Source organism: Saprospiraceae bacterium (genome assembly GCA_026129545.1).
GTDB lineage: Bacteria > Bacteroidota > Bacteroidia > Chitinophagales > Saprospiraceae > M3007.
Genome location: JAHCHX010000001.1, coordinates 1042441 through 1058221, shown reverse-complemented (window position 1 = coordinate 1058221; position 15781 = coordinate 1042441). Strand labels below are relative to the sequence as shown.

Genomic DNA, 15781 nt, shown 5'->3' with positions numbered 1-15781 from the left:
AACGCTAATATATCACTACACCTGAAAAAGTAATCCCAATTCTCCCTTCGCTTTAGGCTCGGAGATACTTGTAAAAAGTCTTCTTCGAGACGGCAAGGGTTTTACAAATCTCGGATACCGACTTTTTTTGCTGGTAGAGCGAGATGGCGGCGGCGGCTTTGATTTTGGCAGAAGGAGAAAGCCCTTTTGGTCTGCCGCCTTTGCGCCCTCTGGCGCGCGCCGATGCAAGCCCCGCTTTTGTCCGCTCACGGATTATTTCTCGCTCAAACTCTGCAATTGCCGCGAAGATATGAAAGGTAAGTTTACCCTGCGGGGTGGTGGTATCAATGTTGTCGTGAAGTGATTGCAAGCCTGCACCTTTGTCCTGAATTTCATTTACCAAATGCACCAGGTCTGCAAGCGACCGACCAAGCCGGTCAAGTTTCCAAATCACCACCACATCGCCTTTCCGAATTTGAGTGAGTAGTTTTTGGAGTTCGGGGCGTTCCCGTGTCGCGCCGGTGATTTGCTCCATATAAATATAGGTATCTGCGCAACCGGCTTTTTTGAGCGCATCAATTTGCAGGTCTAAATTTTGGTCGCGGGTGGAAACTCTGGCGTATCCGATTTTCATTTGGCGAGGTGTTTGGAGTAAAAAAACGGTAGCGGACACGATAAAGTAAACTTTGATTTTGTAAACGAGTTTTTTCTACTGACTGAAAGAAAAAAGGAGAGGTGAGGGGGCAGGGAACGGCAGGAGTAAAAAAACGGTGGTTTTTTTGCCTTGTTTTTCGCTTAAGGTAGTAAATTTGGCTTTGCCAAACTAATTAGGCTCTCTATTTTGGGTTAATTCAGATCAAATTGAATTGGAAATGAACATTGAAGGTATATACACAATTGGGTATGGCGAAAGAACATTTGAACAGTTCTCAAGCCTGCTTGAAAATTATCAAATCGACTACCTAATAGACGTTCGGTCGAAGCCATTTTCAAAATTTAAACCTGAATTTTCTAAAGCACCTTTGGAATACCAACTCAATTTACGTAAAATAAGATATGTTTTTATGGGAGACCTCTTAGGAGGACAGCCTGATGATGATAGTTGTTATACGGAGGGGAAGGTTGACTATAAAAAAATTCAAGAAAAAGATTTTTATCAACAAGGAATAAAGCGATTAAAAACTGCCTTTGATAAGAACTGTCGTGTAGTTTTAATGTGTAGCGAGATGAAACCACAAGATTGCCATAGAAGTAAATTAATTGGAGAGACGTTAACAAACGATTTGGGAATCCCTATGTTTCACATTGATGAAGATGGGGAAATTAAATCTCAAGAAAAGGTAGTATCCCTGCTTACGAATGGGCAGTATGAGATTTTTAATAATTTTTTCACTTCACGAAAATCGTACAAAAAGCAAGACCCTCAAAATGATGAATCATATTGAGATATTTACCATCGGTGTCTACGGTAGCACAGAAGAAGTATTTTTTAAAAAACTACTTGATAACAAAATTGATACATTTTGTGACATTCGTCAGCGCAGAGCGGTAAGGGGAAGCGCTTATGCCTTTGTGAATAGCCAAAGGTTACAAACCCACCTTAAAGAACTGGGGATAAATTATTTTCACATTAAAGAATTAGCGCCACCGATTGAAATAAGAAGGCAACAACAATTGGCAGATAAACAAAATAACCAAAAAAAAAGAACACGAACTGAACTCGGCTCACTTTTTGTAAAGTCATATAATGACCTTTGCCTGTCAAACTTTGACTCAAAAGCATTTGTCCAAACCCTAACACCAAAGGCTCATCGAATAGTACTATTTTGCGTTGAGCAGTCACCTTTAGCCTGTCACCGCCATTTAGTTGCATTGAAATTAAAAAATGAGTTAGACTTAAAAGTAATTGACCTATGAAGGCACTTATTGTCTCAAAAACTCATATGCAAAATGCCGCTTGTGTTGGGGCACTTGATTTAACTAATAATCAGTCAATAAGATTGCTTACCTCAGATGGAAGCAATCAACCCGTTGACACTGATTTTGAAGTTGGAGAAATATGGGATATTGATTATACAGCCAGAAGGAGTTTAAGAAACCCTCATATAGAGGATGTACTTGTGAGCAAAAAGGTTTATTTAAGTGATCAAGATAACTTATCTGAATTTTTCAACACTAATAATGATATTGTAATCTGGCGCGGGGGACCTGATTCTTTATTTGATGGAATGTTACAATTTACGGATAGAGGGAGTGGGTATATTGCTCATAATTCAGGCATTCCAGCCAATAGTGTTGGTTTTTGGATACCTGACAAGGATTTAACTAGAGATGATTTCAAAGAGAAAGTGAGATACCAATATGCTCTTTCGTCTTTTATGGGAATAACTTTTTCAAAAAGAACTATTCCATATGTAGGATTTGCGCCCCCTGTCGAAGTAATTGAGAAAGATACTTTAGTAAGAGTATCTCTTGCTAGATGGTGGAAACAAGATGAAAATACCGAAGAAAGGTGTTACCTTCAAATATCGGGATGGTATCTGTGAGAAAATCAATGATTAATATTATAATCACTGAATAACTTTCAGAAGTTTTTCAGTCGGAGAGAACGGTGCAGATTTTGCCGCTTTTCCCGCCCATAGGCGGGCGATTTTTTTAAAACAATTCTGACTATTTTTAAAACAAATAAAAATCCTCTGCGAACGGGAGACCGTTGCAGGGGATTTAATGTTTTGGGCCGGCATTAGTTCGGCGGTTATTCTTTTTCGTCGTTTGCCGGTTTGCGGTTCAGGATGTAGTCGGCGGCTTTTTGCGCTTCGGCGGCGGCTTTGAAAATAAACTTGCTGTCTGCTTTCAGAATGTTTAACCACCCTGCAAGATAGGCGGCGGAGTTTTCGGTAATGCCGTCAAAATCAATCTGACAGACAGCGCAAAGGAAAGAAGCACCCATTTCAGCAACCAGTTCTTCACGGCTGTAAGGCTGGCTTCCGTATTTCTGCGGGTTCATCACTTCCTCTCTTTTCAAACGCTTGGCGTGTCCGGTGGCGTGGATTTCTTCGTGAAAATAGGTTGCGTAGTAATCCTCTGCCGTCTCAAACTGCTCGATGGCGGGCATATTTACAAAATCGTGTGAGGGGGAGTAAAAAGCGCGGTTGCCGTCAATGCTCCGTAACTCTGGGCGGTTCGGCATATTCTCAATGATGTTTTCGCATTTCTCAATTTTCTCGTTGGGTTTGAGTTCCATTTCGGGGATTTCAAACTCAATCCCTTCAATGTCAGCGATATTGAAAACATTGTAATATTTGATGAACTTCAAAACCTGTATTTCCTCGCCTCTGTCGGCTCTTACCCGTGCTTCAAACTTGGTCAGGTTCCGGTCGTTGGCATCTTTGTAATACACATTGAAGTAAATGACCATTTGCGCTTTTGCGCCTTTGCGGATTTGCGCACCGCGTTCCTGTATCTGATTGAAGGTCATAAAATAAGGAACGGGGTGTTCCGTGTTGTTCATCAGGATCATATTTATCCCCGTGTAAATGTGCTTGGTTGCGTAATTGCGGGCTAAGCCGTAAGTGCTCCAAGTTCTGCGCCAGGGCGCTACACCTTTTTCAATCATCCCAATAATTCTATCGGTTACATCGCGGTAAAGGTCTCGGCCTGTGGTTTGGGTAGTGGTTGTGGGTTGGGCTGTTGCGGTTGCGGTCTGCATAGTGGTAAAATTTAAAGCGGAAGGATGTAAATGTTATGTTGGGTAGCAACTAAAGCCCGCCTTCATCGGCAAAGGAGTAGTAGCCGTTATAGGGGGCAAGAATGATGTGGTCTAACACTGGGACATCGAGCGTTTCCCCTGCACTGCGGAGTTTGCGCGTGAGTGATATATCCGCCTGGCTTGGAATGAGACTGCCGGAAGGGTGATTGTGGGCGACGATGATACCTGCGGCCATTGCTTTAATGGCTGATGCAAAGACGATTTTGGCATCTACCACAGTGCCGCAAGTGCCGCCACGAGAGGCACGAAAAAGCCCTTTTACCCGATTGGCTTTGTTCAAGAAGAGGACGACAAACTCTTCTAAAAAATCAATGTCGTCGCTCCAGTTCTGCCGAAGGATGTTTTCAGCATCGTGGGAAGAATTGATTTGCGGAAGGTCTGCCGATGGCAAATGACTTTTGTAACTTACCTGAACCTCCGATACTTGCCAAAATTTTGGATTTTTCATAATCGCTTGATTTTCAATTTCTCATAACAAGGAAACTCCCTCATTTCGGGAGCGGAGGGTTGCCTCGTTTGGGCTGATGGCTTGGTAGCCTTTTATGCTCTTAACTGAGGTATCCTCCCTTTTGTGAAGCAATCGTGGACAAGCGGAGCGGAGGCGAAGGCAAGGGGGCGCGGACTATTATTTTGAGGCTTGCCTTCGGGTGAAACCCGACCGGAACAGGCAAAAAAATCGGTTGTGCAACGACCTAAGGAGTGACCCTTGCCGTAGCACGGAGCGAGGCTGTAGATTTCGAAGCGAAAAGGGAGGAGGAAATACCGAAGGTTAAGAGGAAAGCAATTAAAGGCGATAAAGCACGAGCGTAGGCACACACCCAAAGCGAACCCATCAGTTTGCCGATTGCCCCTTGGAGTCCTGAAATGGCGGCGGTTTTTGCCGACTGCAAGTCAAAGCAATAAACCGTGACATTTTAGGGGGGGATGAGGGAAACTGAAAAAGAGCGTGGCCTTTGCGGGAGAGGAAATTTTTTGCCTTTAAAAAGCGGCTTGCCGACTGAAAGAAAGAGGGTTTAACGGCTTAAGGATGGGAGAGAGCCGAGTGCAAGCGAGGCGTCAGAATGACCGGAGTGAAGGCGAAGTCTCGGACAGCCTGACCCAATGAGGGAAGCCCCTGAATTTATCGTTATTTTTCTATTTGTCTCTACTTAATGCCGCGCTGTTTCTTTATTATTTCATAGGCTTCGTTAATCTTCTGGCTCATTTCTTTGGCGTATTTGTGCATTGCATCCGATGCGTTTGTTCCCAAGTGGTCAGGATGAAACTCTCTCACAAGTCGGCGGTAATTTCGTTTTATTGCATCAAAATCGTCTTGCGGGCGGGATTCAAGCAAGGTATAGTATTTTTGATAAAGATTGGTGCTGTTTGCGCTCCAAGTATTCGTTGAATCTTTCTTTTCTTGTGATTGTTGCTTGCCACTCGAAGAACTCGATGAACCTGAATAGTCTTTCCGGTTATCATTCTGTGAATCATCTGTGCTTTTTTTAGAATCGCCTGATTTGTTCGTTCCTGCTGAATTAGATGATGACTGACTTTTTTCTTCTTGCGATTTATTGCTTTTGTAGGTTCTTCTTGCATTTTCTGCACGTACTTCAAAAAACGACTCTAATCTAATTGCGATATGGTAACCCAAAAGCAATCCAATGAATCCACCAAATAGTGCTCCAATAATTATTACTATTATGTTGTCAAATTTATTATAAGTATAAATACCACCCCAAAATAGCCCAATTATTGGGAATGCAATAAGCAAACCCAATAAGAGCCATTCGAGGTTTTCATTGCCTCCCTTATTATTACTCATTTATGATCAGTTAATAAGATAAAAAACGAATGGAGTTGAAGGTTTTCTGAGATTTTACGTCACTATGTTAGAGGTTATTTTTTCCAGCCTTTCTTTATAGATTCCTGAATTGAGGCCGCGGCTTTGACTTCATTAGCGTGGTCTTGTTCAAAATTGTGAATTGCCATAATGGTTTTTGCCCCTATAGCGCCATCTACCCCGTTCTTATCTTTGCCAGATGTGCCTAGGTCATATCCAAGCCTGACAAGTTCATCCTGCATCTCTTTTATCAATGGGTGGTTCTTTTCAAATTCCTCTTTATCTTGGTAGTATTCTCCGACTAATACACCAGCAACATTCTGGATTGCATCTTTTTTTGCTTTTTCATCATTTTTTCCAGGCCATTTGTCAAGGGAGTCAGGTACACCATCTCTATCTTTATCCGGACCATATTGCATTTGTTGTTGCAAACCTTGACATTTGAAAAAATCAACCATAATTGCTCCCTTATTTGTTTATATTAATTTACCATAAAAAGATTAAAAAGAGGTTAACGAGAGTTAATTTTAATCTTTTTTTCGTCTAAAGGTATATATTTGTTTGAAATCATCTGAAAAGCGGCTCTCTTTAGTTACTATCTTATCCCTGTTGAATTTTACAATTGTAGAACTTACTTCCTTGCTCTGGTAGTTGCCAAAAAACCATCCGTTACCTACACTATAATATTTATAACAAGCGTCGAAATCTTTGTATGAATATCCTACTATAGAAGGCGGCAATAAATCACAATCACTGACAATTTCTTTCCAGTTGCCTTTGATAGTGTCAACAACAAAATGACCACTTATGCTCCCTCCTTGCAAAAAATATAAATAATCGTCATCTTTACTATCGCTATTATAGTGTTTTATTGTTACGCGTCTTTGAAAACTATCCTTGGCAAAAAATTCAACATCGCCTTCAAAAGTCCAAATGCCAAGCGTTGGGGACTTCCATTTTCCATAAAAATCCCATTTGCCAAGCAAAATTTCTTCCCATTCGTGATAGGGCGACACCTTTGAACCCACAGACAAAAAAGAAGGAAGTTCAAGATCATCCCTAAAATAAAATAATGGCCCGCCTATGAACAAAATAAGGAGGAGAAGGACAAAAAGGATGGTTCTGACCATAATAAAAGTTGTAGTATGGTTTAGTTGAAATCAGCAGAGTCCCTGTCGTCAGACCGACGGTTAGTTGTTTGAGGTTCGGGAGTTTCAAGAAAAATGGCATCCATCACCATGCAAGCCCAGACTGAAAGGGCGCAGTAGATAATCGGAATGCCCCAAAGGATATTGATAAATGAGAGAAATATTCCAACCGCCAAAGTTAAAATTGGCTCTGCAAGATTCTGAATTTTATTTTCGCTCCATCCGTCTTTTTTAAGGAAAGAGAGGACGGCACTTTCACCGACAAATTTATAAGGTCGGTTGGAGTTTCGTGCTTTGGCAATTCCTTTCAATCCATTACGGAGAACGATAAAACCAAGAATGAAATAAAATACCCCTGCCCAAGCAAAACTTTCGGGACTGCCGATGATTTTAGATGAGCCGTCTGCATACAGGTTTAGTAGAAAGAAAATAACGGCAATAAGTTCAAAAAGGATGAAGCAAACCACAATGCGCAGACCGCTTAACCCTCCGGGGCCAAAATTTCGGCGAAAGATAACTTGAACTGCCTCCTCACCGACAAAGGCGAGCATAGCGAGTATAACCCATGTGAGTTTATCCTTACCCACTATCAAAGACCCCAGGAAGCCCGCCATCCTTTCTGAGAATTCATCTCGATTTTTCATGTTATTTGGCAAATGATTGAGTGAAAGTTACAAGCCTGTAATTAGTGTTGTTTGACCAAAGTCGGTTAGCAACCAACATAATCGCCTCTACCTTGAAATCATTTTCCTTACCACCGGATTTTAAGACGGTAAATTCTCTTGGAAAAACCTGCGGCTGAATGACCATTGCTTCGCCCACACTCCTGTTATCATCAGGCCTGAACTTGCTGATTTGACGGCTTTCACTACCGGCGGGAAGTAGGGCATTGCCGATAAGCCTGCTGGCATATTCATTGGTTTCGGCATCCATATTGGCGTGGAAAATCTTGGTTGAGAGATTGCCAAGCAGACTGTCAACCTTCGCCTTTGACTCCATACCTGCGCCCATTACGGCGAGGTAGTTTGAGATATTCTGCGTCAAAAATACGGTTGCAACACGTTTAGAGCGTGCAGTGGTTAAAAATATTTGGTCGTAAGGGTTAACGAATAACTGAACTTCATCCGCCCATAAAAAGACCGGAATTGGATGTTTTCCCACATCCCGCCGTTCTGCCGCTTGCTGAAACATAAGTTTAAAAACACACTGGGCAATAATGCCCATATCCAAAAACTCTTTGACTGAAAAGTTCAGAATGAAAATCTTTTTGCTCTCCGGTCTTCCCTTGCGGGGATCATCATCAAAACTCCATTCGGGAAAAACATTGGTTTCGCCTGCGAAGTGTTTGGATAGAAGCCCTGCCAAAAAAGGCTCTGCCAACCCCATAAAACTTTCAGTAACAGTTGAGCGGGTTTTGTCACCAAGCGCGTTGAAATCACTGGTGAAATAACGATAAACCATTTCAAAGGCGCTTTCCGTTTCGACTGCATCTACCGCATCATCTTCAAATTTTCTTTGAACTTTCTGATAAGCATCAATTAAGCATTTAAGGCAAAAATTTTCGTCATCTTGAGATTCTGCGCTCCTTTCTGATGCTATTTCCTGGGCAAAAATTTCTGAATTTACATTTGCACAGGAGGAAAGGACTTGAACCATATTTTTAAAACTCAACGGCTTATCGGCAAGTTTTAAAAGTTCAATCACACGGTTTAGGCATCTTTTTAATGCCATATCCCAAAATCTTTCTTCTTTGCCGCCTCCCTCTCCCTCGCCCGCAACTCGATTTCCCATGCGGTAGATATTCATAAAAATATTAGTGATATTCTGAGTTTCACCCGCGCCCTCACCTGGCCGTTTCAATTCATAATCAATCGGGTTAAAAACCATCAATTGTCCTGCAAATGCGCCTTCTTTATGGGCTGCGCCCTTTTCAAAAACGATCAGGTCGTTTGTTCTACCTTTTTCTTCACAGTATTTCTTCCAGAGTTCGGCTTCATCAGTTTTTGCGCAAAGAACAACCCCGCCCCAACCTTCTTCGAGGTATTTAAGCGCAAGAGCGCGACCAGAAGCGGATGTCTTTCCGCTACCTGTTCCCCCCAGGATTGAGACACCTTTCATGGCATCATCAACAGTCCAGACATCTTTTGAGCCTTTCGGAAATTCGGCAATTATCTTGTTGAGATATTCATCCATACTACCTACCTTTTATTATGGGCTTGGGAGCGACTTTTGCGATTTCGGTTTTGGGGGCTTTGGGCTTAGGTTGTTCGGCGGTGGCTTTTTTTACTGCGTCAACTTTTTTCTCAATTTTTGAAATAATGCCTTCGCGCTTCGGAACTGGTTTTTCGGCAACTGGCTTTTCCGGTTGAGCCTTATCCTGTTTACCCACCTGCTCCTGAATTTTGGCATCTAAAGAAGCCATAAAAGATGACTTGTGTTTTGCTTGCTGTGGCTGTGATTCCTGCTTTTGTTGGGGCAGGGTAACGGCAGGCTTTTTATCTTTTTGGGAAAGTATGTCCTCTGGGTTCGTGTTTTTATGCTTCTCCTTCAAGATTTCATCCGGCTCTCTCATCATCGGCGAGCCTCCGCCGCGAAAACCGCCGCCCCTTGAGGGCGGGGTTTCTTTTCCGAAGTTTTTGGCTTTTGATGCGTCTTTAAGATTTTGCTTTGCGGTTTCGGGGTCAGTAAGAGCAGTAGTAGATTTGAGATGGAGGTCTTTATCGCCATGAAACAAAGCCTGTGTTTTCTTTTTAGGTTCAGAAGGCACACCCTTATTCTGTTCAACAAGTTTATCTGTCATCACTTCCTTAGGCGGTTTCAAGGTTTCAGCCTTGCCAATCCGTTCTTTGAAGAGTTTCCCTTCTTGCTTTTTACCCTCCTGCAAGATTTGTTCTACTGACTTTACTTTACCTCCGTCAGCATCTCTCACTCGTTCAATCTTTTCGCCTTTTGCCTGGTTGGATTTTTCATTTGCAGGTTCCCTCCTTTCGCCGTGCGTTTCAGCCCAATCAGTGCGGTAGTTGATTCGGGGGTCGCTAATGTCCTTTTTTTCTTCTTCGTTCATGGCGTGAAATGTTGGTTAGCAAACGGTTGCAATTTACGGTGGTTTTTGATATGGTATTTTTGTGGGGAGAGAATATTGGGAATTTATGTTGATTGACGCTGAATTGCTCCCTTTGAAAAAAAGAGCCGATGAAGGCGACCCTGTTGCTCAGGTTAAAATTGCCGACGCATATTATCAAGGAAGCGGCGTGCCTTTAGATTACGAGCAAGCCAAGCGGTATTTAATTATGGTAGCCTCAAACGACCCCGAAGTTTTACCGCAATATGGTTTTGGGACTTTGCTATATGTCATTGGGGAACTCTGCTATCATTCTGGTCAAATGAAAGAAGCAAATGAGTGGTATCAAAAATCCAGAGACTACTTCCGTGAAACTTACGAAGATGACTTTGGCAACGAACTAATCGGAGATTTTAAACTGGAAAATCTGATTGCAGAAACGCAACTAAAAATCGCTTCGCAATGATATAGCAATTCACCTAAAACGACAAAATAAATTAACCTCTTTTTAGACTTTTTTCTTTTTCAAAAACTTTAACAAACCAAATGAAACCATATTACAACAGATAGAACCAATATAGTTTTCACCCCTTGCGCATAGTCTTTTTTACTACTTCCTTTGCCTTAGGCTCTGCTAAGGAGAGATGTCTGTAAAAAAATTAATTACTATCAAAAACACTATGCTAAGGGTTATAGTAAACGCAAGTTCAGCCGGAGCAAAGTCATATTATTCACAAGGATTATCAAAAGAGGATTATTACGCAAAGGAAAATTCTCAGGAGATAATCGGTTTATGGCATGGCAAAGGCGCAACATTACTCGGTCTAAATGGTAAGGTTGATAAAGAACAATTTGCCTCACTTTGCGACAATATTAACCCTGAAACCGGTGAACAATTAACTGCCCGAAATATTGAAAATAGACGAGTCGGATATGACCTAAATTTTCACGCACCGAAATCAGTTTCCATCTGCTACAGTCTCAATCAGGATGAAAATATAATGTCTGCTTTTCGGGATAGCGTTCAGGAAACAATGACCGAACTTGAAAAAAATATGCAGGCGCGCGTTCGGGTAAATGGACAAAATGACAATCGTGATACCGGCAACCTGATTTACGGCGAATTTATCCATACCACTGCACGACCTGTTGACGGTATTCCTGACCCACATTTGCACGCGCATTGCTTCACTTTTAACGCCACTTACGACCAGGTTGAAGATAAATGGAAAGCCGGTGAATTTGCCACCATAAAGCGAGACGCCGCCTTTTTTGAGGCTTATTTTCATTCCGCTTTTTCCTCCAAACTGAAAGAAGCGGGCTACGGAATTGAACGAACTGAAAAAGGGTGGGAGATTGCCGGAATTAACCGCGACACGATTGAAAAATTCTCCAACCGCACTCAGGAAGTTGAAACTATCGCCGCCGAAAAAGGCATCACCGATGCCAAAGTAAAAGACGGACTTGGTGCCAAAACCCGAAGCAGTAAAATTGAAAACCTGACACTGGACGAACTGCGCACCGAATGGAGCGGTCGGCTGACTGAAAGAGAAAAAGCAGTTATCGGAGAGGTCGGGAAAAAAGGATTTGAAAAATCCCAAGTGCCGGATATGGAAGCCCAAGCGGACAAAGCAGTAAATATGGCACTGGAACATTGCTTGGAGCGAAAGTCCGTCGCCGGTGAGCGGGAAGTGCTGCGCGACGCAATGCGACGATCCTACGGCGATTGCACCCCTGCGGAAGTGATAAAAGCCTATGGGCTGAAAGAAAAAGAGATGTTTACGGTAGCGACAAAAGACGGCACTGTGCTCACGACCAAAGAGGCGGTGAAAGAAGAGCGGCAGTTGGTTGAAATGACCGTTTCCGACAAGGGAAAACTTGCACCTATTAATAAAGGCTACGAAATCCAAAATCCGGCACTGAATGAGGAACAGCAAAAGGCGGTGAAACACGCCCTTGCCTCCAATGACAGGGTCATCGTGATTGAAGGCGGAGCCGGAACCGGCAAAACAACTTTGATGAAGGAAATAAATCAAGGTTGTGAAAGTGCCGGAAAAAAAGTGTTTGCCTTTGCGCCTTCGGCAGAAGCATCGCGCGGGGTTTTGCAATCCGAAGGTTTTGAAAAAGCCGACACTGTGGCAAGGCTTCTCCAAGACAAGGAGTTGCAAACGCAACTGAAAAACCAAGTGCTGTGGGTAGATGAAGCGGGGTTGCTTGGCAACAAGCAAGCCGGTCAGATTTTGGAAATTGCAAAGAGCCAAAACGCCCGCCTGATACTCACCGGCGACACGCGCCAACACAACAGCGTTGAGCGCGGTGATGCGCTCCGCATCATCTTGGAAAAATCCAAAATCAAACCTGCCCGCGTTACGGAGATCCAGCGGCAAAGAAATCGCGCCGACTACAAACAGGTGGTGAAGCAGATTTCCGAAGGGAAGCAGGCACAAGCCTTTGACGGCTTGGAAAAAATGGGCGCGATTCAGGAAATAGCCGACCCTAAAGAGCGATATGCTGCGCTTGCAAAAGAATATGCGGCAGATGCGAAGAGCAAAAAATCGGTGCTGGTAGTGGCGCCGACCCATATTGAGGGCGAGCAGGTAACGGCGCATATTCGGGCGGAACTCAAAAAAACGAAGTTGTTTGACGGGACGCCTTTACTGGCTGAAAAAGAAAACACCTTCACCATTCAAAAGAACCTTTCACCGACTGAGGCACAGAAACAGGAGGTTGCTTTTTATCGGGCGGGGCAATCCGTGCAGTTTCACCAGAACGCCAAAGGTTTTATGCGCGGAAGCATTTTTGATGTGGTCGGCAAGGACGAAAAGGGAAATATTCAAATTCGGAACGGCAAGGGGGAGGTTTCCGTCTTGCCGCTGGCTGAAAGAAAAAAGTTTTCAGTGTTTGAAAAAACGGAAATCAATCTAAGCAAAGGCGACCGCATCAGGATTACTCAAAATGGGTTTTCAGAGAATAAGAAGCGGATGAATAACGGGAATATTATGACCGTTTCGGGGTTTGACTCTTCCGGCAACATCATCGCCCGCCCTGACCAGAGCAAAGCGGCGGTTATCATCGGCAAGGATTTCAGGAATTTCACTTATGGATATGCAACGACCTCGCATTCATCGCAGGGCAAAACTGTGGATAAGGTTCTGATTGCGCAAAGTTCGTTCTCGGCGCGGGCGGGGTCAAAAGAGCAATTTTATGTTTCCGTTTCCAGGGGAAAAGGTGAAATTTCAATCTTCACCGACAACAAGCAGGAGTTGAAAGAGGCGGTTGGCAAAAGTTCGGCCAGGGCAACCGCTTCCGAAGTGGCGCAAAAAGCCGAACAGCAGAAAAGAGCCTTCGGGAAAGACGTTCTGGCAAGACAAAGCCTTCCGGCGCAGCAAAAATTGGTCAGCAGGCTTGCAACCCTTGCGAGAGTGCATTATGAAAGAGCAAGGGCGATAACTCAAAATGTCAAACAAGTAATTGTTCGCAGATGAATCAGCCGTTAAAAACATCCTTCGTTGAAAAACTCCGCGCTCAGACCGAGCAAGCGGAAGAGGAAGGCAAATATTTCGGGTTTGACCGGCAGGAAAACGGTCGCGCCCTGATGTTTGAACTTCGCACCCGCGACGGCAGGCGTTCAGCCCTTCCCTATTCTTATATGACCCGTGCGGAATTTGACCCAAGCGGCGGAATTGAGATTTTTGTCTCAAGCGCGGTGATTTTGATAAAAGGGCGAGGTTTGGAGGCTATTTTCGCCTATCTGCTTCAAAATCGCCTGACTTGGGTGCGAGAAGATAGTTCCGGTATGGATACTGAAGATGAGACGGTTTTTGTTGAAGGGATTGAGGTAAAGGAGCGGGGGGAGATAGAATAATGCCCTTCCCGCCCGCTATCTAAAAGAAAAATTACTAAACGGTTTATGCGGCTTGAGAGATAGCCGTGTTAATTTCATCAAAGGAGAGTTCATCCTGGCGATTATATTCGACCTTTTCAAGGTAATTCGCAATGATACTTGCCTGGCGTTTGGTGTTCCCGCTCTCATCCTTGAACGTTTTATAGCCAAGTGAGGCGCTGATGGTAACAGCATCGCCCTTTTTCAGGTCGCGCGCGAAGTGCGCGGCGTTGGGGCGGAATACAAGAACATCGTGCCATACTGTTTCTTTATCCTTCCATTTGATTTCACCGGTCTTTTCATCTTTCACGGGGTAACTATCTGTTGTAGCAACGCGGAGCGCGATAAATGTTTTGCCGTTTTTGGAAATGGATTTCGGGTCTGCACCTAAAAACCCGTTTAGTTCTATTTTGCAGTTTGTAGCCATAAATACTCCTTTGGTTAATGGGTAAAAAGGGGGATTGCTCCCCCTGTAATTATCACTTTAGGTTGAGTCTTTCAAGTGCTTCTTCTGAAAGTTCATCTTTGAAGCCTTCTTCACCTGTTTTAAAATCGGTGTAGAAACTTTCAAGCCTGTCTCCGTTCATCATGGCAACCTGATAATCAGAATTGGTCAAAAAGACATTTCCTGAATGAGGGTTTAGAAGAAGAACGACTTTGTCTTCACGAAAATCTTCAGGTAAGCCCTGTTCGTTCCATGCATTTAAAAGTTGTTCGCCAAGTTTTCTTTCCCTTTTTCCGAATTCTGCAAAGTCTGATGTAACTAATTTTTTCATGTTATACCCCCGCCTTGCCGTTAGCCATTTCGCGGAGTGTCGGCATTGAATAGCCGCAAATTGCGATCAGAAGCGCATCGCAATCGCCTTCTTGATAGGCTTTTTCAAGCCAAGAAACTTGTTTGCTGCTTGACTCTTCATCGGTAAGAACTGCCTGCCTGATGACATCGATTAGATTCATTTTGTTTTTCATAAAACCTCATGGTTTGGATTATTAAGCGGTAACGCCACTATCAAAGTGCCGTTACCCTTCTGCCCTCCGGCGAGGAATGAGGAAAAAAGCAAACCGCCTTTGGCGGTGAAGCGACCGAATGAGTATGGGGGTGAGAGTGTCACCGGCGCGGCAAGCACAGTGCAGTGAAACGGAACAAGCAAGACGCAAAGGGAAAGCGGAGGGGAATCACCCAGTCTGCACGGAGCGAAAACCGAAGGCTTGATGCGGAGGAAGATTGGGGACACCGCTTGACACGAACGGGGGCGAAGCCCAAAAAGATTCCTGCTTTATTCACCAAAAAAAGACGGGGCAAAGCCCCGAAAAATTTGAGGGCAGGAAACCCCTGCCCTCATTCCTTTCAATACTCGCTTGGGAGTATCAAAGTGCCCTCAATAAACCAGAGGTCAATTTGCTCAAGCGGGAAATCGGTAAACTCCAACTTGAAGAATTTTACCTGATTTTTGTTTCCATCTTCAACGGTGATAGTTGCAGTGTTATCTTTGGCATTCAAACTCCAGACTTGAAAAGGTGTTTGTTGAAGTGTCTTGCTGTGCTGATTGCTGAATATGTAATCAAGCAACCAGTAACAATTGGCTTCTTGCGCCAGATACTTCACACCTTCGGTATATCTGAATTTGCGAAAAAGCGGGTTGTAAAAAACCTGCTCTGAGCCTGTGAAGTTTTTGAGTTCCGCTTGGAGTTTTATTTTATCAATCATATTATCCTCTTTGTTTTGGTTATTAAGGTAACGCCACTAAAAAGTGCCGTTAACCTTCTGCCCTCCGGCGAGGAGTGAAGAGAGCGAACTTCGGTGAGCGAATGAAATGAGAATGGGGGTGCGAGTGACACCGGCGCGAATGTGAACGGAGCGAAACAGGAGCAAGGGAAAGCGGAGGGGAATCACCCAGTCTGCACGGAGCGGAAACCGAAGGTTGGCGCGGAGGAAGATTGGGGACACCGCTTGACACGAACGGGGGCGAAGCCCCGCTTGCTAACTGAAAGAAAAAGTCATATTAGAATTTGCTTTACGCCCCTTGTTTATCTTACCTTTACCTTAGGTTTTTTGGGGTTATATTTCTGACGGTAGGGCGAATGCTCTGCCGTCTTTTTTGTAGATTATCCCCTCGAA

19 protein-coding genes are annotated in these 15781 nt (G+C 43.8%); 6 read left to right on the top strand and 13 right to left on the bottom strand.

The features are described from left to right. Positions 1–52: 52 nt before the first annotated feature. Complete coding sequence (locus KIS77_03845) at positions 53–613, bottom strand: recombinase family protein (GenBank protein MCW5921450.1); 561 nt, start codon at positions 611–613, stop codon at positions 53–55. Between the two features lie 238 nt (positions 614–851). Here KIS77_03845 and KIS77_03840 point away from each other — a divergent pair, with 238 nt between their 5' ends. The 3 genes from KIS77_03840 to KIS77_03830 are packed head-to-tail and all read left to right on the top strand — an operon-like array spanning position 852 to position 2525. After that, positions 852–1424, top strand: coding sequence for a DUF488 domain-containing protein (locus KIS77_03840; protein ID MCW5921449.1), 573 nt, complete (start codon positions 852–854; stop codon positions 1422–1424). Further along, positions 1408–1896 (top strand): DUF488 domain-containing protein, encoded by a 489-nt coding sequence (locus KIS77_03835; protein ID MCW5921448.1) that lies wholly within the window; start codon positions 1408–1410, stop codon positions 1894–1896. Before KIS77_03840 ends, KIS77_03835 begins: the two co-directional genes overlap by 17 nt. Beyond that, the gene (locus KIS77_03830) at positions 1893–2525 is read left to right on the top strand and encodes a hypothetical protein (protein MCW5921447.1); all 633 of its coding nucleotides are present in this window, start codon (positions 1893–1895) and stop codon (positions 2523–2525) included. The genes KIS77_03835 and KIS77_03830 overlap by 4 nt, the downstream gene beginning before the upstream one ends. A gap of 209 nt (positions 2526–2734) precedes the next feature. Here KIS77_03830 and KIS77_03825 read toward each other — a convergent pair whose 3' ends face one another. The 8 genes from KIS77_03825 to KIS77_03790 form a co-directional block, all read right to left on the bottom strand. Then, on the bottom strand, positions 2735–3688 hold the full coding sequence (locus KIS77_03825; protein MCW5921446.1) for a DUF1738 domain-containing protein: 954 nt from the start codon (positions 3686–3688) through the stop codon (positions 2735–2737). 49 nt (positions 3689–3737) lie between these two features. Continuing rightward, complete coding sequence (locus tag KIS77_03820) at positions 3738–4196, bottom strand: JAB domain-containing protein (GenBank protein MCW5921445.1); 459 nt, start codon at positions 4194–4196, stop codon at positions 3738–3740. 696 nt (positions 4197–4892) lie between these two features. Continuing rightward, a complete protein-coding gene (locus KIS77_03815) occupies positions 4893–5552 on the bottom strand; it encodes a DnaJ domain-containing protein (GenBank protein ID MCW5921444.1) in 660 nt (219 codons plus the stop codon). A gap of 74 nt (positions 5553–5626) precedes the next feature. Then, positions 5627–6028 (bottom strand): hypothetical protein, encoded by a 402-nt coding sequence (locus tag KIS77_03810; protein ID MCW5921443.1) that lies wholly within the window; start codon positions 6026–6028, stop codon positions 5627–5629. A gap of 69 nt (positions 6029–6097) precedes the next feature. Further along, positions 6098–6700: a hypothetical protein gene (locus tag KIS77_03805; GenBank protein ID MCW5921442.1), complete on the bottom strand. Its 603-nt coding sequence runs from the start codon at positions 6698–6700 to the stop codon at positions 6098–6100. A 20-nt stretch (positions 6701–6720) separates the two neighbouring features. Next, positions 6721–7362, bottom strand: coding sequence for a hypothetical protein (locus KIS77_03800; GenBank protein MCW5921441.1), 642 nt, complete (start codon positions 7360–7362; stop codon positions 6721–6723). 1 nt (position 7363) lies between these two features. Next, positions 7364–8911, bottom strand: a complete 1548-nt coding sequence (locus tag KIS77_03795; GenBank protein ID MCW5921440.1) for a TraM recognition domain-containing protein — start codon at positions 8909–8911, stop codon at positions 7364–7366. Position 8912: 1 nt separating this feature from the next. Further along, complete coding sequence (locus KIS77_03790; GenBank protein ID MCW5921439.1) at positions 8913–9782, bottom strand: hypothetical protein; 870 nt, start codon at positions 9780–9782, stop codon at positions 8913–8915. Positions 9783–9867: 85 nt separating this feature from the next. Here KIS77_03790 and KIS77_03785 point away from each other — a divergent pair, with 85 nt between their 5' ends. From KIS77_03785 to KIS77_03775, 3 genes are all read left to right on the top strand, one after another. Next, on the top strand, positions 9868–10245 hold the full coding sequence (locus KIS77_03785) for a sel1 repeat family protein (protein MCW5921438.1): 378 nt from the start codon (positions 9868–9870) through the stop codon (positions 10243–10245). A 214-nt stretch (positions 10246–10459) separates the two neighbouring features. Next, the gene (locus KIS77_03780) at positions 10460–13264 is read left to right on the top strand and encodes a relaxase domain-containing protein (protein ID MCW5921437.1); all 2805 of its coding nucleotides are present in this window, start codon (positions 10460–10462) and stop codon (positions 13262–13264) included. Continuing rightward, on the top strand, positions 13261–13644 hold the full coding sequence (locus KIS77_03775; GenBank protein ID MCW5921436.1) for a hypothetical protein: 384 nt from the start codon (positions 13261–13263) through the stop codon (positions 13642–13644). Before KIS77_03780 ends, KIS77_03775 begins: the two co-directional genes overlap by 4 nt. Before the next feature lie 43 nt (positions 13645–13687). On the opposite strand, the gene KIS77_03770 is transcribed toward KIS77_03775, so the two are convergent. The 4 genes from KIS77_03770 to KIS77_03755 all read right to left on the bottom strand — a co-directional run bounded on the left by KIS77_03770 (position 13688) and on the right by KIS77_03755 (position 15370). Continuing rightward, positions 13688–14089 carry a single-stranded DNA-binding protein gene (locus KIS77_03770; GenBank protein MCW5921435.1) on the bottom strand — a complete coding sequence of 134 codons (402 nt, stop codon included), beginning with the start codon at positions 14087–14089 and terminating at the stop codon, positions 13688–13690. A 52-nt stretch (positions 14090–14141) separates the two neighbouring features. Next, complete coding sequence (locus KIS77_03765) at positions 14142–14438, bottom strand: hypothetical protein (GenBank protein ID MCW5921434.1); 297 nt, start codon at positions 14436–14438, stop codon at positions 14142–14144. A 1-nt stretch (position 14439) separates the two neighbouring features. After that, the gene (locus KIS77_03760; GenBank protein ID MCW5921433.1) at positions 14440–14631 is read right to left on the bottom strand and encodes a hypothetical protein; all 192 of its coding nucleotides are present in this window, start codon (positions 14629–14631) and stop codon (positions 14440–14442) included. A 379-nt stretch (positions 14632–15010) separates the two neighbouring features. Further along, complete coding sequence (locus KIS77_03755) at positions 15011–15370, bottom strand: hypothetical protein (protein MCW5921432.1); 360 nt, start codon at positions 15368–15370, stop codon at positions 15011–15013. Positions 15371–15781 lie beyond the last annotated feature (411 nt).